Raw genomic sequence first — 14,626 nt, 5'->3', positions numbered from 1 at the left:
GTCCGGTGCCGGCCGAGGGGGTACACTCATGTGCAGACGACACTCCTTTAACCACCGTCCCGTGAGGCGGAGAAGGGGACCGCACATGCGTGTTCGCACAGTACTGAACGCCGACGAGATATCCCGCGCCATCACGCGGATTGCCCATGAGATCCTCGAGCGCAATAAAGGCGCCGGCGACCTCATCATCCTCGGCATTCCCACCCGCGGCGTCCCGCTGGCACAGCGGCTGACCGCCAAGATCGCCGACATCGAACGCGGCGTCGATCCCGCCCAGATCTGCGGCAGCCTCGACATCACGATGTACCGCGACGACCTGCGCCACGGCAAGCTGCGCGCACCCGAACCCACCCACATCCCGCCCGGCGGCATCGACGGGCGCACCGTCGTGCTCGTCGACGATGTGCTGTTCTCCGGGCGCACCATCCGCGCAGCTCTCGATGCGATCGCCGACATCGGACGCCCGGCGGCCGTCCGGCTGGCCGTGCTCGTCGACCGCGGCCACCGCTGCCTGCCGATCCGCGCCGACCACGTCGGCAAGAACCTCCCGACCGCCGTCGACGAGCGCGTCTTCGTCGGCCTCGAAGAGATCGACGGTGAGGACACCGTCACGATCTCCTGGCCCGAGACCGCCGAGGCGGAGGGAGACCCGGCATGAAGCACCTCCTGTCGACCGCAGACCTCAGCCGGGAGGACGCCATCGGCCTCCTCGACGTCGCCGAGGAGATGACCCAGGTCAGCACCCACTCGGTGAAGAAGCTGCCGGTGTTGCGCGGCCACACCGTCGTCAACCTCTTCTTCGAGGACTCCACCCGCACCCGCATCTCCTTCGAAGCCGCCGCCAAGCGACTCTCAGCCGACGTCATCAACTTCTCCGCCAAGGGCTCGAGCGTGTCAAAGGGCGAGAGTCTGCAGGACACCGCCCAGACGCTCGGCGCGATGGGCGCTGACGCTGTCGTCGTCCGCCACAACGGCTCCGGCACTCCCTACCGGCTGGCGACCACCGGCTGGATCGACGCCGGAGTCGTCAACGCCGGTGACGGCACCCATGAGCATCCGACCCAGGCGCTGCTCGACTCGTTCACCCTGCGCCGCACTCTGACCGGTTCCCCCGCCTCGGGACCGGGAGGCAACGCCCGCGGCACCGACCTGGCCGGCACCACCGTCGCCGTCGTCGGCGACATCCTCCACTCCCGGGTCGCCCGCTCGAACGTCCACCTGCTCACCACGCTCGGCGCCCGGGTCGTGCTCATCGCCCCGCCGACCCTGCTGCCGTGGGGTGTCGACACCTGGCCGGCCGAGGTGTTCTACGACTTCGACAACGCCCTCGACGCCCACGACTTCGACGCGGTCATGATGCTGCGCGTGCAGTTCGAGCGCATGCACCAGTCGTTCTTCCCCAACACCCGCGAATACAGCCGCCTGTGGGGCCTGACCGCCGCCCGCTACCACCGGCTGCCCGACCACACCGCGATCATGCATCCCGGGCCGATGAACCGCGGCTTCGAGATCTGCGCGCAGGCCGCCGACTCCCCGCGCGCGGTCATCCTCAACCAGGTCGAAAACGGCGTTGCCGTGCGGATGGCCGTGCTCTACAGTCTGCTCACCGGACAGGAAGGTGCCTTATGACATCGCTGCTCATCCGCGGTGCGAACATCCTCGGCAAGGAGACCGGCGACATCGCGATCGATCACGGCCGCTTCGTCGAGCCCGACTCGCTCACCAGACCCGATGAGGTCATCGACGCCACCGGGCTCATCGCCCTGCCCGGCCTCGTCGACCTGCACACCCACCTGCGGGAACCCGGCCGCGAAGACGCCGAGACCGTCCTCACCGGCTCCCAGTCAGCCGCCCGCGGCGGCTTCACAGCCGTGCACGCGATGGCCAACACCGCACCGGTCGCCGACACCGCCGGCGTCATCGAACAGGTCTACCACCTCGGCCGCGAGGCCGGCTACACCGAAGTCGTGCCGATCGGCGCGGTCACCGTCGGGCAGAAGGGCACCCAGCTGGCAGAACTCGGAGCGATGGCACGCTCGGCTGCCGGGGTGACGATCTTCTCCGATGACGGACTGTGCGTCTTCGATCCGCTCATCATGCGCCGGGCCCTGGAGTACGTCAAGACCTTCGGCGGCATCATCGCCCAGCACTCCCAGGAACCGCGGCTGACCGAAGACGCCCAGATGAACGAGGGTGTCGTCTCCGCCGAACTCGGCCTGCCCGGCTGGCCGGCGGTGGCCGAGGAGGCGATCATCGCCCGCGACATCCTGCTCGCCGAGCACGTCGGCTCCCGGTTGCACATCTGCCACCTGTCGACCAAGGGCGCAGTCGACCTCGTGCGCTGGGGCAAGTCCCGCGGCGTGCAGGTCACCGCCGAGGTCACCCCGCACCACCTCATGCTCACCGATGAGCTCGTGCGCAGCTTCGACCCCGTCTACAAAGTCAACCCGCCGCTGCGCACCCAAGCCGACGTCGATGCCGTGCGCGCCGGGCTGGCAGATGGCACCATCGACATCGTCGGCACCGACCACGCCCCGCACCCCTCGGAGCACAAGTGCTGCGAATGGACCGCCGCGGCGATGGGCATGGTCGGCATGGAGACCGCGCTGCCGATCGTCGTCGAGGCGATGACTGACTACGACTTCGACTGGGCTGATATCGCCCGCGTCATGTCGCGCACCCCGGCTGAGATCTCCGGCCTGCGCGAACAGGGCAGCCTGGAGATCGGCACCGGCGCGAACCTCGTGCTCGTCGACCCGAACGCCAGCGAGCGGATTACCCCGGACGCCCACGCGACGATGGGACGCAACAATCCGTTCGCCGGCATCGAGGTGTCATCCCGGATCGTCCACACGATCCTCTACGGCCACCGCGTCGTCACCGACTCCCAGCTGTCCGACCCGCACCCGATCACGAGAGGCGGCACATGGATCGCCTGATCCCGACCCTCATCGTCGCAGCCGTCATCGTCGTGCTCTTCGCCCTCATGTGGCTGGGCTGGCGGTCCCGGAAGAACCGGCAGGGCGGCATCCCTGCTCCCGAGGCGCCGGCAGCCGACCTTAAGCTCAGCTCACCTCCCGTCGCGGGCACCTATGTGGCGACCACCCTGGCCGCCGAACCGCTCGAACGCGTCGCCGTCCACCACCTCGGCGTGCGCACCACCGCCTCACTGGGCATCAGCGAGATCGGCATCGTCCTCGACCGCGACGGCGTGCCCGACATGCTCATCCCCGCCGCCGACCTCGAAGACGTGCGCACCGACTCGGGGATGATCGGCAAATTCGTCGAACGCGACGGGCTCATCATCATCACCTGGCGGCTCGGCGACACCCTCGTCGACACCGGCTTCCGCCCCCGGCACGCAGCCGATCGCACACCGACACTGAATTCCATCCGCCAGCTCCTCGGGGAGGACTCATGACCCTGCACCAGCGCCCACCTGCCGTTCTCGTCCTCGACGACGGCCGCACACTGACCGGCCGCGCCTACGGCGCTGAGGGCTCGACCACCGGCGAGGCCGTGTTCGTCACCTCGATGACCGGCTACCAGGAGACCCTGACCGACCCGTCGTACCGGCGCCAGATCGTCATCCAGACGATGCCGCACATCGGCAACACCGGCGTCAACGACGAAGACGACGAATCCCGCGACATCTGGGTCGCCGGCTACGTCGTCCGCGACGCCGCCCGCCGCCGGTCGAACTGGCGGGCCACCGGCGACCTCGAAGCCCGGCTGACCGACCGCGGCATCGTCGGCATCACCGACATCGACACCCGCGCACTCACCCGCCACCTGCGGGACAAAGGCGCGATGCGCGCCGGGATCTTCTCCGGTCCCGAGGCGCAGCGCCCGAACGCAGAGCTGCTCGCCGAGGTGCGCGCTGCCGAACCGATGGCAGGGGCGAACCTGAGCGCAGAAGTCACCTGCGACAAGCCCTACACGATCCCCGCCGAAGGGGAGAAGAAGCACAGCGTCGTCGCCTACGACCTCGGGATCAAGACGACGACACTTGACCAGTTCGCCGCCCGCGGCATCGAGACGACCGTCGTGCCGGCCGACTTCACCTTCGAGCAGCTCACCGAGCTGGACCCCGACGGCGTGTTCTTCTCCAACGGCCCCGGCGACCCGGCGAGCGTGACGAACGCCGTCGACGTGCTCGCCCGCGTGCTGGAGGCCAAGATCCCGTTCTTCGGCATCTGCTTCGGCAACCAGCTGCTCGGCCGGGCACTGGGTTTCGAGACCTACAAGCTGCCCTTCGGCCACCGCGGCTCGAACCAGCCGGTCCTCGACACCGCCAACGGACGGGTCCACATCACCACCCAGAATCACGGCTTCGCCGTCGACGCCCCGCTGCGCGAGGTCGTCACCGCGCCTGCCGGTGAGCACCTTGGCCGAGTGGAGGTCAGCTACATCGGACTCAACGACGACGTTGTCGAAGGCCTGCGCTGCCTCGACCTGCCGGCGTTCTCCGTTCAGTTCCACCCCGAATCCGCTGCCGGGCCGCACGACGCCCGCGACCTGTTCGACCGGTTCATCGAACTGCTCGACGGCGCCGCCACCGTCACCCCGAGCATCGAGACCACCGAAGGAGACAACGCACATGCCTAAGAGGGACGATCTCTCCTCAGTCCTCGTCATCGGCTCCGGGCCGATCGTCATCGGCCAGGCCTGCGAATTCGACTACTCCGGCACCCAGGCCTGCCGCGTCCTCAAACGCGAGGGCATGCGGGTCATCCTCGTCAACTCCAACCCGGCGACGATCATGACCGACCCCGAGCTCGCCGACGCCACCTACGTCGAGCCGATCGACCCGGCCGTCATCGAGACGATCATCGCCAAGGAACGCCCCGACGCGCTGCTGCCGACTCTCGGTGGGCAGACCGCGCTCAACGCCGCGATCAACCTGCATGAGGCAGGTGTGCTCGAGAAGTACGGCGTCGAGCTCATCGGCGCCGATGTCGAGGCGATCCAGCGCGGTGAGGACCGCCAGCAGTTCAAACAGGTCGTCGAACGCTGCGGTGCCGAGGTCGCCCGCTCGGCGATCTGCCACTCGATGGAGGAATGCCTCGCCGCCGCCGAGGAGCTCGGCTACCCGATGGTCGTCCGCCCCTCGTTCACGATGGGCGGGCTCGGCTCCGGCATGGCCTTCAGCGAAGCCGATCTGCGCCGCATCGCCGGCGACGGACTCGTCGACTCCCTGACCCATGAGGTGCTGCTTGAGGAGAGCATCCTCGGGTGGAAGGAGTACGAACTCGAGCTCATGCGCGACAAGAACGACAACGTCGTCGTCGTGTGCTCGATCGAGAACGTCGACCCCGTGGGCGTGCACACCGGCGACTCCATCACCGTCGCCCCGTCGCTGACGCTCACCGACGTCGAATACCAGGAGATGCGCGACATCGGCATCGCCGTCATTCGCGAAGTCGGCGTCGACACCGGCGGCTGCAACATCCAGTTCGCCATCGACCCCGATGACGGGCGCATCGTCGTCATCGAGATGAACCCGCGCGTCTCCCGCTCCTCAGCACTGGCGTCGAAGGCCACCGGCTTCCCGATCGCCAAGATCGCCGCGAAGCTCGCGATCGGCTACACCCTCGATGAGATCCCCAACGACATCACTGAGGTCACCCCAGCCGCATTCGAACCGGCACTCGACTACATCGTCGTCAAGGTCCCGCGGTTCGCCTTCGAGAAGTTCCCGGCCGCCGACCCGACGCTGACGACAACCATGAAGTCCGTCGGCGAGGCGATGGCCCTGGGCCGGAACTTCACCACCGCCCTGCAGAAGGCGATGCGCTCGATCGAGCAGAAGAACTCCTCGTTCTCGTGGAACGACCCGCTCGACATCTCCACCGATGCCGCACGCGCCCAGGTCATCCGCGACCTCGGCCATGCCACCACCGAGCGCCTCTACACCGTGCAGCGGGCACTGGCCGCCGGCATGAGCGTCGAGGAGGTCCACGAGGCCTGCGACATCGACCCCTGGTTCCTCGACCAGGTCCAGCTCATCAATGATGTCGCCGAGGAGATCGCCGCCGCTGAGAGCCTCGATGTCGATACCCTGCGCCTGGCGAAGAACCATGGTTTCTCCGACGCCCAGATCGGCCAGCTGCGCCACCTCGACGAAGCCGTCGTCACCGCCGTGCGCCAGGCACTCGGGCTGCGCCCGGTGTTCAAGACCGTCGACACGTGCGCTGGCGAGTTCGAGGCGAAGACCCCGTACCACTACTCCAGCTACGACGACGAGACCGAGGTGTCCCCGCGCGAACGCGAGGCCGTCATCATCCTCGGCTCCGGTCCCAACCGGATCGGCCAGGGCATCGAATTCGACTACTCGTGCGTGCACGCCACCATGGCACTGGCCGAGGCCGGCTACGAGACGATCATGGTCAACTGCAACCCCGAGACCGTCTCAACCGACTACGACACCGCCGACCGGCTGTACTTCGAACCGTTGACGTTCGAAGACGTCATGGAGATCTACCATGCCGAGAAGCAGGCCGGGCCTGTCGCCGGCGTCGTGTGCACCCTCGGCGGGCAGACCCCGCTCGGCCTGGCCGACCAGCTCAAGGCCGCCGGCGTGCCGGTGCTCGGCACCCAGCCGGAGGCCATCGACCTGGCCGAGGACCGTGGCGAATTCGGCCAGGTGCTCGCCGAAGCCGGGCTGCGCGCACCCAAGCACGGGACCGCCACCGCCTACGATGAGGCCCAGTCGATCGCCGAGGACATCGGCTACCCGGTGCTCGTGCGCCCCAGCTACGTGCTCGGCGGCCGCGGCATGCAGATCGTCTACGACACCGAACAGCTGATGAACTACATGGCAACGGCCACCGAGGTCTCGATCGACCGGCCGGTGCTCGTCGACCGGTTCCTCGAAGACGCCGTCGAGATCGACGTCGACGCCCTCTACGACGGCAACGAGACCTACATCGGCGGGATCATGGAGCACATCGAGGAGGCCGGCATCCACTCGGGTGACTCCGCCTCGGTGCTGCCGGCCCTGACCCTGGGGGAGAACGTCATCGAGCAGGTCCGCAACGCCACCGCCGCGATCGCCCGCGGCACGAACGTGCGCGGGCTCATCAACATCCAGTTCGCCGTCGCCGCTGACGTCCTCTACGTCATCGAGGCCAACCCGCGCGCCTCCCGCACGGTGCCGTTCGTCTCGAAGGCCACCGCGGTGCCGCTGGCCAAGGCCGCCGCGCTCATCGCCGTCGGCAAGTCGATCAGAGAGCTGCGCGGCAGCATCCTCGCCGCCGAACACGACGGCTCGACCCTGCCGGATGACCACCCGGTCGCCGTCAAGGAGGCGGTGCTGCCCTTCCGCCGGTTCCGCACCGTCGCCGGCAAGGTCGTCGACTCGATCCTCGGTCCTGAGATGCGCTCGACCGGCGAGGTGATGGGCATCGACACCGCCTTCCCCGTCGCCTTCGCCAAAGCCGAGCTCGCAGCCGGAGCCGCCCTTCCCACCTCGGGCACGGTGTTCGTCTCGGTCGCCGACCGCGACAAGCGCTCCTCGGTGCTGGCGGTCAAGCAGCTCGTCGACATGGGCTTCGACGTCGTCGCCACCGCCGGCACCGCGGCGATGCTCGACCGCTACGGCATCACCAGCACCCGGATCGCGAAGCACTACGAAGCCGCCGAAGGTGAGCGCACGATCCTCGACGACATCACCGAAGGCCGCATCGACCTCGTCATCAACGTGCCGGCCGGCCGCCAGGAGCGTGCTGACGGATACGAGATCCGCGCAGCCGCCGTCGCCTCGTCGATCCCGCTGGTGACCACGGTCGCCGAATTCACCGCCGCGGTCACCGCGATCGAAGGCCAGCGGGCAGCGGCCTTCGATGTGCGCTCCCTGCAGGACTGGGCATGAGCCAACACGACACGGGCGCCCAGCCCGAGCGCGACTACGGACGCGACTGGCCGCAGGCCAACCGGACCCGGCTGTGCGTCGGCATCGACCCACACGCCGGGCTGCTGGCCGACTGGTCGCTGCCGGATTCGGCAGCCGGGGTGCGCGACTTCGGGCTGCGCGTCGTCGAGGCGGCGGCAGGGGAGTGCGGGACGGTCAAACCGCAGGCGGCGTTCTTCGAACGCCACGGCTCCCGCGGCATGGCCGCCCTCGAAGACGTCCTCGGTGCTGCCCACGATGCCGGGCTGTCGACGATCCTCGACATCAAACGTGGAGACATCGGCTCGACAATGGCAGGCTACGCCGAGGCGTACATGAACCCGGCCTCCCCGCTGTACGCCCACGCCGTGACCCTCTCGCCGTACCTGGGCTTCGGCTCACTCGAACCGGCCTTCGAGTGCGCACGCACCTACGGCACTGGCGCATTCGTCCTCGCACTGACCTCGAATCCCGATGGGGCCAGCGTCCAGCATGCGCGCACTGCCGGCGGTGAGTCGGTCGCCGCCGAGGTGATCGCAGGCGTCCGGGACGTCAACGCACAGCTCGGTGCCCCACGCCTCGGCGTCGTCATCGGTGCGACCACCGGCACTGCCGCCCGCGACCTCGGCATCGACCTGACTGCAGGCGACTACCCGATCCTGGCACCGGGCTATGGCGCTCAGGGCGGGGGAGTCGAGGATCTGCACTCCGTGTTCGGAGCAGCGTTCGCAGACGGCCGTGTCATTGTGAATGCCGGACGCACGATCCTCTCAGCAGGGCCGGCGATTCCGGCGCTTCAGGAGCGCATCCGGGAAACGACCCGTGCGCTCACCGGTGCAGACGGTCTACACTGATACAAATCTGCTGATGCGGACTGGACCACTAAGGAGTAGACGTGGCTCTCCAACCCCTGACACCCGAACAGCGTTCTGCAGCACTCGACAAAGCGTTCAAGGCCAGGCAGGCTCGGGCAGATGCCAAGGCCGCACTGAAGTGCGGTGAGAAATCCCTGTCGACAGTCCTGAAGGAAGCAGCAGACGACGAAGCACTGAGCAAGATGAAGGTCCATGACCTGCTGCGCTCCATGCCCGGCGTCGGAAAACGCCGCGCCTCAGTGCTCATGGAGCAGATCGGCATCGCCGAATCCCGGCGACTCAAAGGCCTCGGTGTGCACCAGAAGGCCGCACTCCTGGAGAGATTCGAAACCGCGTGACACAACGACTGACTGTTCTGGCAGGACCGACCGCCGTCGGCAAAGGCACCGTCGGCGCACACATCCGCAGAAACTTCCCACAGATCTGGTTCTCCGTATCCGCCACCACGCGCCCACCGCGTGAGGGCGAACGCGACGGCGTCGACTACTACTTCGTGACCGAAGAGGAATTCGATCGGATGATCGACGACGGTGAACTCCTCGAATACGCAACCGTGCACGGCCGGTACCGCTACGGAACGCCCGCGAAACCGGTGCGCGAAGCGCTCGAAGCCGGTTCGCATCCGCTGCTGGAGATCGACCTGCAGGGCGCCCGCCAGGTCAAGGAGACGATGCCCGAGGCGAGGTTCGTGTTCCTCGGCCCACCGAGTTGGGATGAGCTCGTCCGCCGGCTCATCGGCCGCGGCACCGAATCCGAAGAGGAACAGGCCCGCCGGCTGGAGACTGCGAAGGAAGAACTCGCCGCTGAGACCGAGTTCGACCACACCGTCATCAACCACGACATTTCAGAAGCCGCCGAGGAACTAGTAACATTGATGGGGTTGTCAATCGACAACACCCCCGACAACTGATGGAGTTTGAGTGTCCGCTGAACCGAAAGGTATCACCAATCCGCCGATCGACGACCTGCTGGCGGTGACGGATTCGAAGTACGAACTCGTCATCGAATCGGCTCGCCGCGCCCGGCAGATCAATGCCTACTACGCGCAGCTCCAGGAAGGCCTGCTCGAGAACGTCGGCCCGCTGGTGACCCCGGAGCCGAACGAGAAGCCGCTGTCGATCGCCCTGCGCGAGGTCAATGAGGGCAAGATCCTCATCCGCGAGCCGCGTGAAGAGGACTTCGCCGCGCCGGTCATCGAGGACTTCGAGACCGCTGAAGCCGACATCGACCTGAGCTTCGACACCCCCACCGAGCAGTGAACATCGTCGTAGGGGTCAGCGGCGGCATCGCGGCCTACAAGGCCTGTCATGTCGTCCGCGCCCTGCGAGAACTCGGGCACACCGTCAAGGTCGTGCCCACTGCCTCGGCGCTCACCTTCGTCGGCGCTGCCACCTGGGAGGCCCTGAGCGGCCAGCCGGTGCAGACGAGCGTGTTCGAACGCATCGACGAAGTCGAGCACATCCGCATCGGCCAGCACGCCGATCTCGTGCTCATCGCCCCGGCGACTGCCGACCTCATCGCCCGGCTGCGCGCCGGACGCGCCGATGACCTGCTGACCGCCACCGTCATCTCCACCACCGCACCGGTGGTGCTCGCACCTGCGATGCACACCGAGATGTGGCTCAATCCCGCCACCGTGGACAACGTCGCAGTGCTGCGCAAACGCGGCATCCATGTCATCGAACCGGCCAGCGGCCGGCTCACCGGAGCCGACTCCGGTCCCGGACGGCTGCCCGAACCCGAGGACATCGTCACCGCAGCCCTCGACGTCCACCGGACCCGCACCTCGGGAACGGAGACCGAGGCGGCACTTGCCGGCCGGCGCGTGCTCATCACCGCCGGCGGCACCCGCGAGCCGCTCGACCCGGTGCGCTTCCTCAGCAACCGGTCCTCAGGCAAACAGGGCATCGCCCTGGCCCGCGCCGCAGCAGCACTCGGTGCCGATGTCACCCTCATCGCCGCCAACGTCGACGATCGGCTGCTGGAGAACCTCAGCGACCGGATCACCGTCACCGGCATTGAGACGACCGCCGAGCTGCAGGAATCCGCGCAGGCCGCCCAGCGGGATGCCGACATCATCATCATGTGCGCCGCCGTTGCCGACTACCGGCCGGCCGAGACCGCCGAGCACAAGATGAAGAAATCCGGGGACTCCGGGCTCACGATCGAACTCGTGCAGAACCCCGACATCCTCGCCGGTCTCGTCGAAACCCGCGCCGCCGGCCAGACGATCATCGGCTTCGCCGCCGAAACCGGCTCCCCGGACGCCAGTGCCGAACAGCTCGCCCAGCAGAAGCTGCTGCGCAAGGGCTGCGACATGCTCGTGCTCAACGACGTCTCCGCCGGCCAGGCCTTCGACCGCGACGACAACAGCCTCGTCGTCTACGAACGCATTGATGCTGACGCCTCCGAGGGTGGAACCGCTGGTGAGAGTGCTGGCGTGCGCGAGGTGCTGCGCACGGCCGGGTCGAAGGAGAGTGTGTCGCAGGAAGTCATGGCCGCTGTCGCTGTCCGTGCGAATCGATAGGATGGCCGGGTGAGCACACAACATCTTCGCCAATTCACCTCAGAGTCCGTCACCGAAGGACACCCCGACAAGATCTGCGACCAGATCAGCGACGGTGTCCTCGACGAGCTGCTGAGGCAGGACCCCAACGCCCGCGTCGCCGTTGAGACGATGGTCACCACCGGCCTCGTCCACGTCGCCGGTGAAGTCTCGACAGACGGCTATGCCGATGTCGCCGGCATCGCCCGCAGGATCATCACCGGCATCGGCTACGACTCCTCTGAGAAGGGCTTCGACGGCCACTCCTGCGGCGTGTCCGTCTCGATCGGCGCGCAGTCGCAGAACATCGCCGACGCTGTCACCACCTCCCTTGAACACCGCACCGGCGGTGAGGTCGAAGACGCTGACTCGCTGCTCGGCGCCGGCGACCAGGGACTCATGTTCGGCTACGCCGATGACTCCACCGACGTGCTCATGCCCCTGCCGATCCATCTGGCACATCGGCTGAGCGAGCAGCTGAGCCGGGTGCGCAAGTCCGGACGGCTGGACTACCTGCGGCCTGACGGCAAGACGCAGGTGACGATCGGCTACGACGGTGACACCGCCTGCACCGTCGAGGCCCTTGTCGTCTCCACCCAGCACGATGCCGCGATCGGCCAGCACCAGCTCGAAGCCGACGTCAAGCGCGAGGTCATCGAACCGGTCCTCGCCGACTTCAGCCTCGACACCGCTGCCACGAAGTTCTACATCAATCCCGCCGGACCGTTCGTCGTCGGCGGCCCGATGGGCGATGCCGGACTGACCGGCCGCAAGATCATCGTCGACACCTACGGCGGCTTCGCCCGCCACGGCGGCGGAGCGTTCTCCGGCAAGGACCCCTCGAAGGTCGACCGGTCCGGTGCCTATGCGATGCGCTGGGTGGCCAAGAACGTCGTCGCCGCCGGCCTGGCCCGCCGCTGCGAAGTGCAGGTCGCCTATGCGATCGGCTCCGCCCGCCCGGTCGGTCTCTACGTCGAGACCTTCGGCACCGAAACCGTCGACCCGGCCCGCATCGAAGCGGCCATCCGCGAGGTCTTTGACCTGCGCCCGTCGATGATCATCAAGAGCCTCGACCTCAAGCGCCCGATCTACACCGAGACCGCCACCCACGGTCACTTCGGGCGCACCGGTGAGAACTTCACGTGGGAGCGCACGGACCGCGCCGAGGACCTGCGCCGCCTGTGCTCCTGACCCGGTCAGGGGAGCAGACACATGAGCCAGCAGCCGCGGCTCATCGCCGACGACGGCGACGACGACGGCCTCGACACCGGCATCAGGGTGCGCGGCGGCAAGACGCCGGCCGCGCACCTGCCGGTTGCCGAAGTGCTCGTCGAAACCCAGCTGCCGCACCTGGCCCGCCCCTTCGACTACGCCGTCACCGACAGCCTCGCCGCCGACGCACAGCCCGGAGTGCGCGTGCGGGTCCGCTTCGCCGGACGGCTCATCTCCGGGTTCGTCGTCGCCCGCAAGGACAGCACCGAACACGTCGGCGAACTCACCGCCATCGAACGCGTCGTCTCCGACCTCGTCGTCCTCACCCCCGGGCTGCGGGCCCTGTGCGAGGAGATCGCCTCCCGCTATGCCGGCACCCTGCCCGATGTCCTGCGCCTGGCGATCCCGCCCCGGCACGCGACGGCTGAGAAGCGCGCCCGTGCAGCAGAACCCGAACCCTTGGGCGAAGTCGAACGGCAGCAGATCTGCGATGAGATCAGCGCCCACACCGATGAGCCAGCGGACTTCACCGACTACCTCACCGCCCTCGACACCTGGATCGGCGATACACCGTCCGAGGCCACCGACACCGGACGCCCATCTGCCGGCCCGCGCGCAGCCATGGCGCTGCTGCCAGGAAGCATGCCGGGCACCGGCTGGATCCACTACGGACTGCGCGCAGCCGCCCGCGTGCTGCGCACCGGCCGATCGGTGCTGTGGCTCGTACCCGATCACCGCGAACTCTCAGCCCTCGAAGCCGCCCTCGGCGACCTCAAGCCGCTGGCCATCCGCCTATCAGCCGACCAGGGCCAGTCCGCCCGCTGGTCAGCCTGGGTGCGCGCCCTGCACGGGGCAGGCCGGCTCATCATCGGCACCCGCGCCGCCGCCTTCGCCCCGACATCCGACATCGGCCTCGTCATCTGCCTCGACGACGGCGACGAGAACTACCTCGACCAGCACGCCCCCTACCCGCACGCCCGCCAGGTGCTGCTCACCCGCATCCAGCAGACCGGCAGTGCAGCCCTGTTCCTTGACTACAACCGCACCGTCGAGATCCAGCGGCTCGTGCGCATCGGCTGGTTCGGTGAGATCACCTATCCGGGACCGGTTCATCGCCAACAGGCCCCGATCTGCCAGCTGCCACCCGACGACCTGCCGCCGCACCAGCATCAGCGGCTGCCCGAACTCGGCTTCCGCCTCACCCAGGCAGCGATCGGGCGGACGACGGAATCCCCGGCCATCGGACCTGTCCTCGTGCAGGTCCCGCGTGCCGGCTACCTGCCGGTCGTGGCCTGTGCTGGCTGCCGCAGCGTCATCGAATGCCCGCAGTGCGCCGGCAAACTTGAAGCCGCCTCCCAGACCGGTCCGTTCGCCTGCCGCGCTTGCGGCTTCCGCGCTGAGACCTTCACCTGCCCGCAGTGCTCCAGCAACGCCATCCGGTCGGTCGTCGCCGGCATCGAGCGCACCTTTGAAGAACTCGGCCGCGCCTTCCCCGGCACCAAGGTCATCCGCTCGGGCGGCAGCCACATCATCGACCGGGTCCCAGACGAACCGAGCATCATCGTCGCCACCACAGGCGCCGAACCGTATGCAGACAACGGCTACGCCCTGGCCCTGCTGCTCGACTCGCTGTGGCCAGGCCCCGGTCTGCAGGCCACCGACCGCGCCATTGCTCGCCGCATGCGGGCCGCCTGTCTGGTGCGCGGCTGGCAGCACGGCGGGCGCATCCTGCTCATGGACGACGACCCCTCGATTCGGCAGGTCATCTCCGACTTCGCACCCGTCGCCTGGGCCGATGAGCAGTACCAGGCGCGCAGCGAGTTGCGCTTCCCGCCGGCCGTGCGCACCATCGGCCTGCGCGGCGACCGGTCCGCCGTCGCCGAGGTGGTCGCTGCGGCCTCCGAGGTAGGGGAGGTGTGGGACATCTATGCCCACGACGAGCCGTATGAGCGCATCATCGGCACGACGATCGCCTCCGGTCCTGCTGTCACCCGGCGCATCGCCGCCGAGGTCGCCGCCCGGTCGATGCGGCATGAGGAGTCCGTCTTCGCCCGGGTCGACGATCCCGACGTGCTCTGAACCGGCCGGCCCGGTCGTTAGACT

General features: G+C 68.1%; 13 protein-coding genes. All 13 read left to right on the top strand.

Translation table 11 applies throughout. The features are described from left to right. Window positions 1-85: 85 nt before the first annotated feature. From pyrR to B4E96_RS02625, 13 genes are read left to right on the top strand one after another with little or no spacing between them, the layout of a single operon-like run. Window positions 86-658: a bifunctional pyr operon transcriptional regulator/uracil phosphoribosyltransferase PyrR gene (gene pyrR / locus B4E96_RS02685; RefSeq protein WP_102160304.1), complete on the top strand. Its 573-nt coding sequence runs from the start codon at window positions 86-88 to the stop codon at window positions 656-658. Then, entirely contained in the window at window positions 655-1,629 is a 975-nt protein-coding gene (locus B4E96_RS02680) for an aspartate carbamoyltransferase catalytic subunit (RefSeq protein ID WP_102160301.1), read from the top strand. Before pyrR ends, B4E96_RS02680 begins: the two co-directional genes overlap by 4 nt. Next, on the top strand, window positions 1,626-2,939 hold the full coding sequence (locus B4E96_RS02675) for a dihydroorotase (protein ID WP_102160300.1): 1,314 nt from the start codon (window positions 1,626-1,628) through the stop codon (window positions 2,937-2,939). Before B4E96_RS02680 ends, B4E96_RS02675 begins: the two co-directional genes overlap by 4 nt. Continuing rightward, window positions 2,927-3,421: a hypothetical protein gene (locus B4E96_RS02670; protein ID WP_286956304.1), complete on the top strand. Its 495-nt coding sequence runs from the start codon at window positions 2,927-2,929 to the stop codon at window positions 3,419-3,421. The genes B4E96_RS02675 and B4E96_RS02670 overlap by 13 nt, the downstream gene beginning before the upstream one ends. Continuing rightward, the gene (gene carA / locus B4E96_RS02665) at window positions 3,418-4,608 is read left to right on the top strand and encodes a glutamine-hydrolyzing carbamoyl-phosphate synthase small subunit (protein ID WP_102160296.1); all 1,191 of its coding nucleotides are present in this window, start codon (window positions 3,418-3,420) and stop codon (window positions 4,606-4,608) included. Before B4E96_RS02670 ends, carA begins: the two co-directional genes overlap by 4 nt. After that, a complete protein-coding gene (gene carB, locus B4E96_RS02660) occupies window positions 4,601-7,873 on the top strand; it encodes a carbamoyl-phosphate synthase large subunit (RefSeq protein ID WP_286956303.1) in 3,273 nt (1,090 codons plus the stop codon). Before carA ends, carB begins: the two co-directional genes overlap by 8 nt. Further along, window positions 7,870-8,745, top strand: coding sequence for an orotidine-5'-phosphate decarboxylase (pyrF, locus tag B4E96_RS02655; protein ID WP_286956302.1), 876 nt, complete (start codon window positions 7,870-7,872; stop codon window positions 8,743-8,745). The genes carB and pyrF overlap by 4 nt, the downstream gene beginning before the upstream one ends. 41 nt (window positions 8,746-8,786) lie before the next feature. Next, complete coding sequence (gene mihF / locus B4E96_RS02650) at window positions 8,787-9,104, top strand: integration host factor, actinobacterial type (protein ID WP_165882836.1); 318 nt, start codon at window positions 8,787-8,789, stop codon at window positions 9,102-9,104. Then, window positions 9,101-9,676 carry a guanylate kinase gene (gene gmk / locus B4E96_RS02645; protein ID WP_165882837.1) on the top strand — a complete coding sequence of 192 codons (576 nt, stop codon included), beginning with the start codon at window positions 9,101-9,103 and terminating at the stop codon, window positions 9,674-9,676. Before mihF ends, gmk begins: the two co-directional genes overlap by 4 nt. 10 nt (window positions 9,677-9,686) lie before the next feature. After that, entirely contained in the window at window positions 9,687-10,025 is a 339-nt protein-coding gene (rpoZ, locus tag B4E96_RS02640) for a DNA-directed RNA polymerase subunit omega (RefSeq protein ID WP_170274197.1), read from the top strand. Continuing rightward, window positions 10,022-11,293 carry a bifunctional phosphopantothenoylcysteine decarboxylase/phosphopantothenate--cysteine ligase CoaBC gene (gene coaBC / locus B4E96_RS02635; RefSeq protein WP_286956301.1) on the top strand — a complete coding sequence of 424 codons (1,272 nt, stop codon included), beginning with the start codon at window positions 10,022-10,024 and terminating at the stop codon, window positions 11,291-11,293. The genes rpoZ and coaBC overlap by 4 nt, the downstream gene beginning before the upstream one ends. A gap of 9 nt (window positions 11,294-11,302) precedes the next feature. Beyond that, window positions 11,303-12,502, top strand: a complete 1,200-nt coding sequence (gene metK / locus B4E96_RS02630) for a methionine adenosyltransferase (protein WP_286956300.1) — start codon at window positions 11,303-11,305, stop codon at window positions 12,500-12,502. 21 nt (window positions 12,503-12,523) lie between these two features. Continuing rightward, a complete protein-coding gene (locus B4E96_RS02625; protein ID WP_286956298.1) occupies window positions 12,524-14,602 on the top strand; it encodes a primosomal protein N' in 2,079 nt (692 codons plus the stop codon). Window positions 14,603-14,626 lie beyond the last annotated feature (24 nt).

The sequence above is a fragment of the Brevibacterium sp. UBA7493 genome (assembly GCF_002479565.1).
Classification (GTDB): Bacteria; Actinomycetota; Actinomycetes; order Actinomycetales; family Brevibacteriaceae; genus Brevibacterium; species Brevibacterium luteolum.
This window is presented reverse-complemented; position numbering and strand designations above follow the sequence as displayed.

Bases quoted from the DNA above. Each gene is read 5' to 3' on its own strand.
- pyrR (WP_102160304.1), top strand. From the start codon at position 86: ATGCGTGTTCGCACAGTACTGAACGCCGACGAGATATCCCGCGCCATC.
- B4E96_RS02680 (WP_102160301.1), top strand. From the start codon at position 655: ATGAAGCACCTCCTGTCGACCGCAGACCTCAGCCGGGAGGACGCCATC.
- B4E96_RS02675 (WP_102160300.1), top strand. From the start codon at position 1,626: ATGACATCGCTGCTCATCCGCGGTGCGAACATCCTCGGCAAGGAGACC.
- B4E96_RS02670 (WP_286956304.1), top strand. From the start codon at position 2,927: ATGGATCGCCTGATCCCGACCCTCATCGTCGCAGCCGTCATCGTCGTG.
- carA (WP_102160296.1), top strand. From the start codon at position 3,418: ATGACCCTGCACCAGCGCCCACCTGCCGTTCTCGTCCTCGACGACGGC.
- carB (WP_286956303.1), top strand. From the start codon at position 4,601: ATGCCTAAGAGGGACGATCTCTCCTCAGTCCTCGTCATCGGCTCCGGG.
- pyrF (WP_286956302.1), top strand. From the start codon at position 7,870: ATGAGCCAACACGACACGGGCGCCCAGCCCGAGCGCGACTACGGACGC.
- B4E96_RS02625 (WP_286956298.1), top strand. From the start codon at position 12,524: ATGAGCCAGCAGCCGCGGCTCATCGCCGACGACGGCGACGACGACGGC.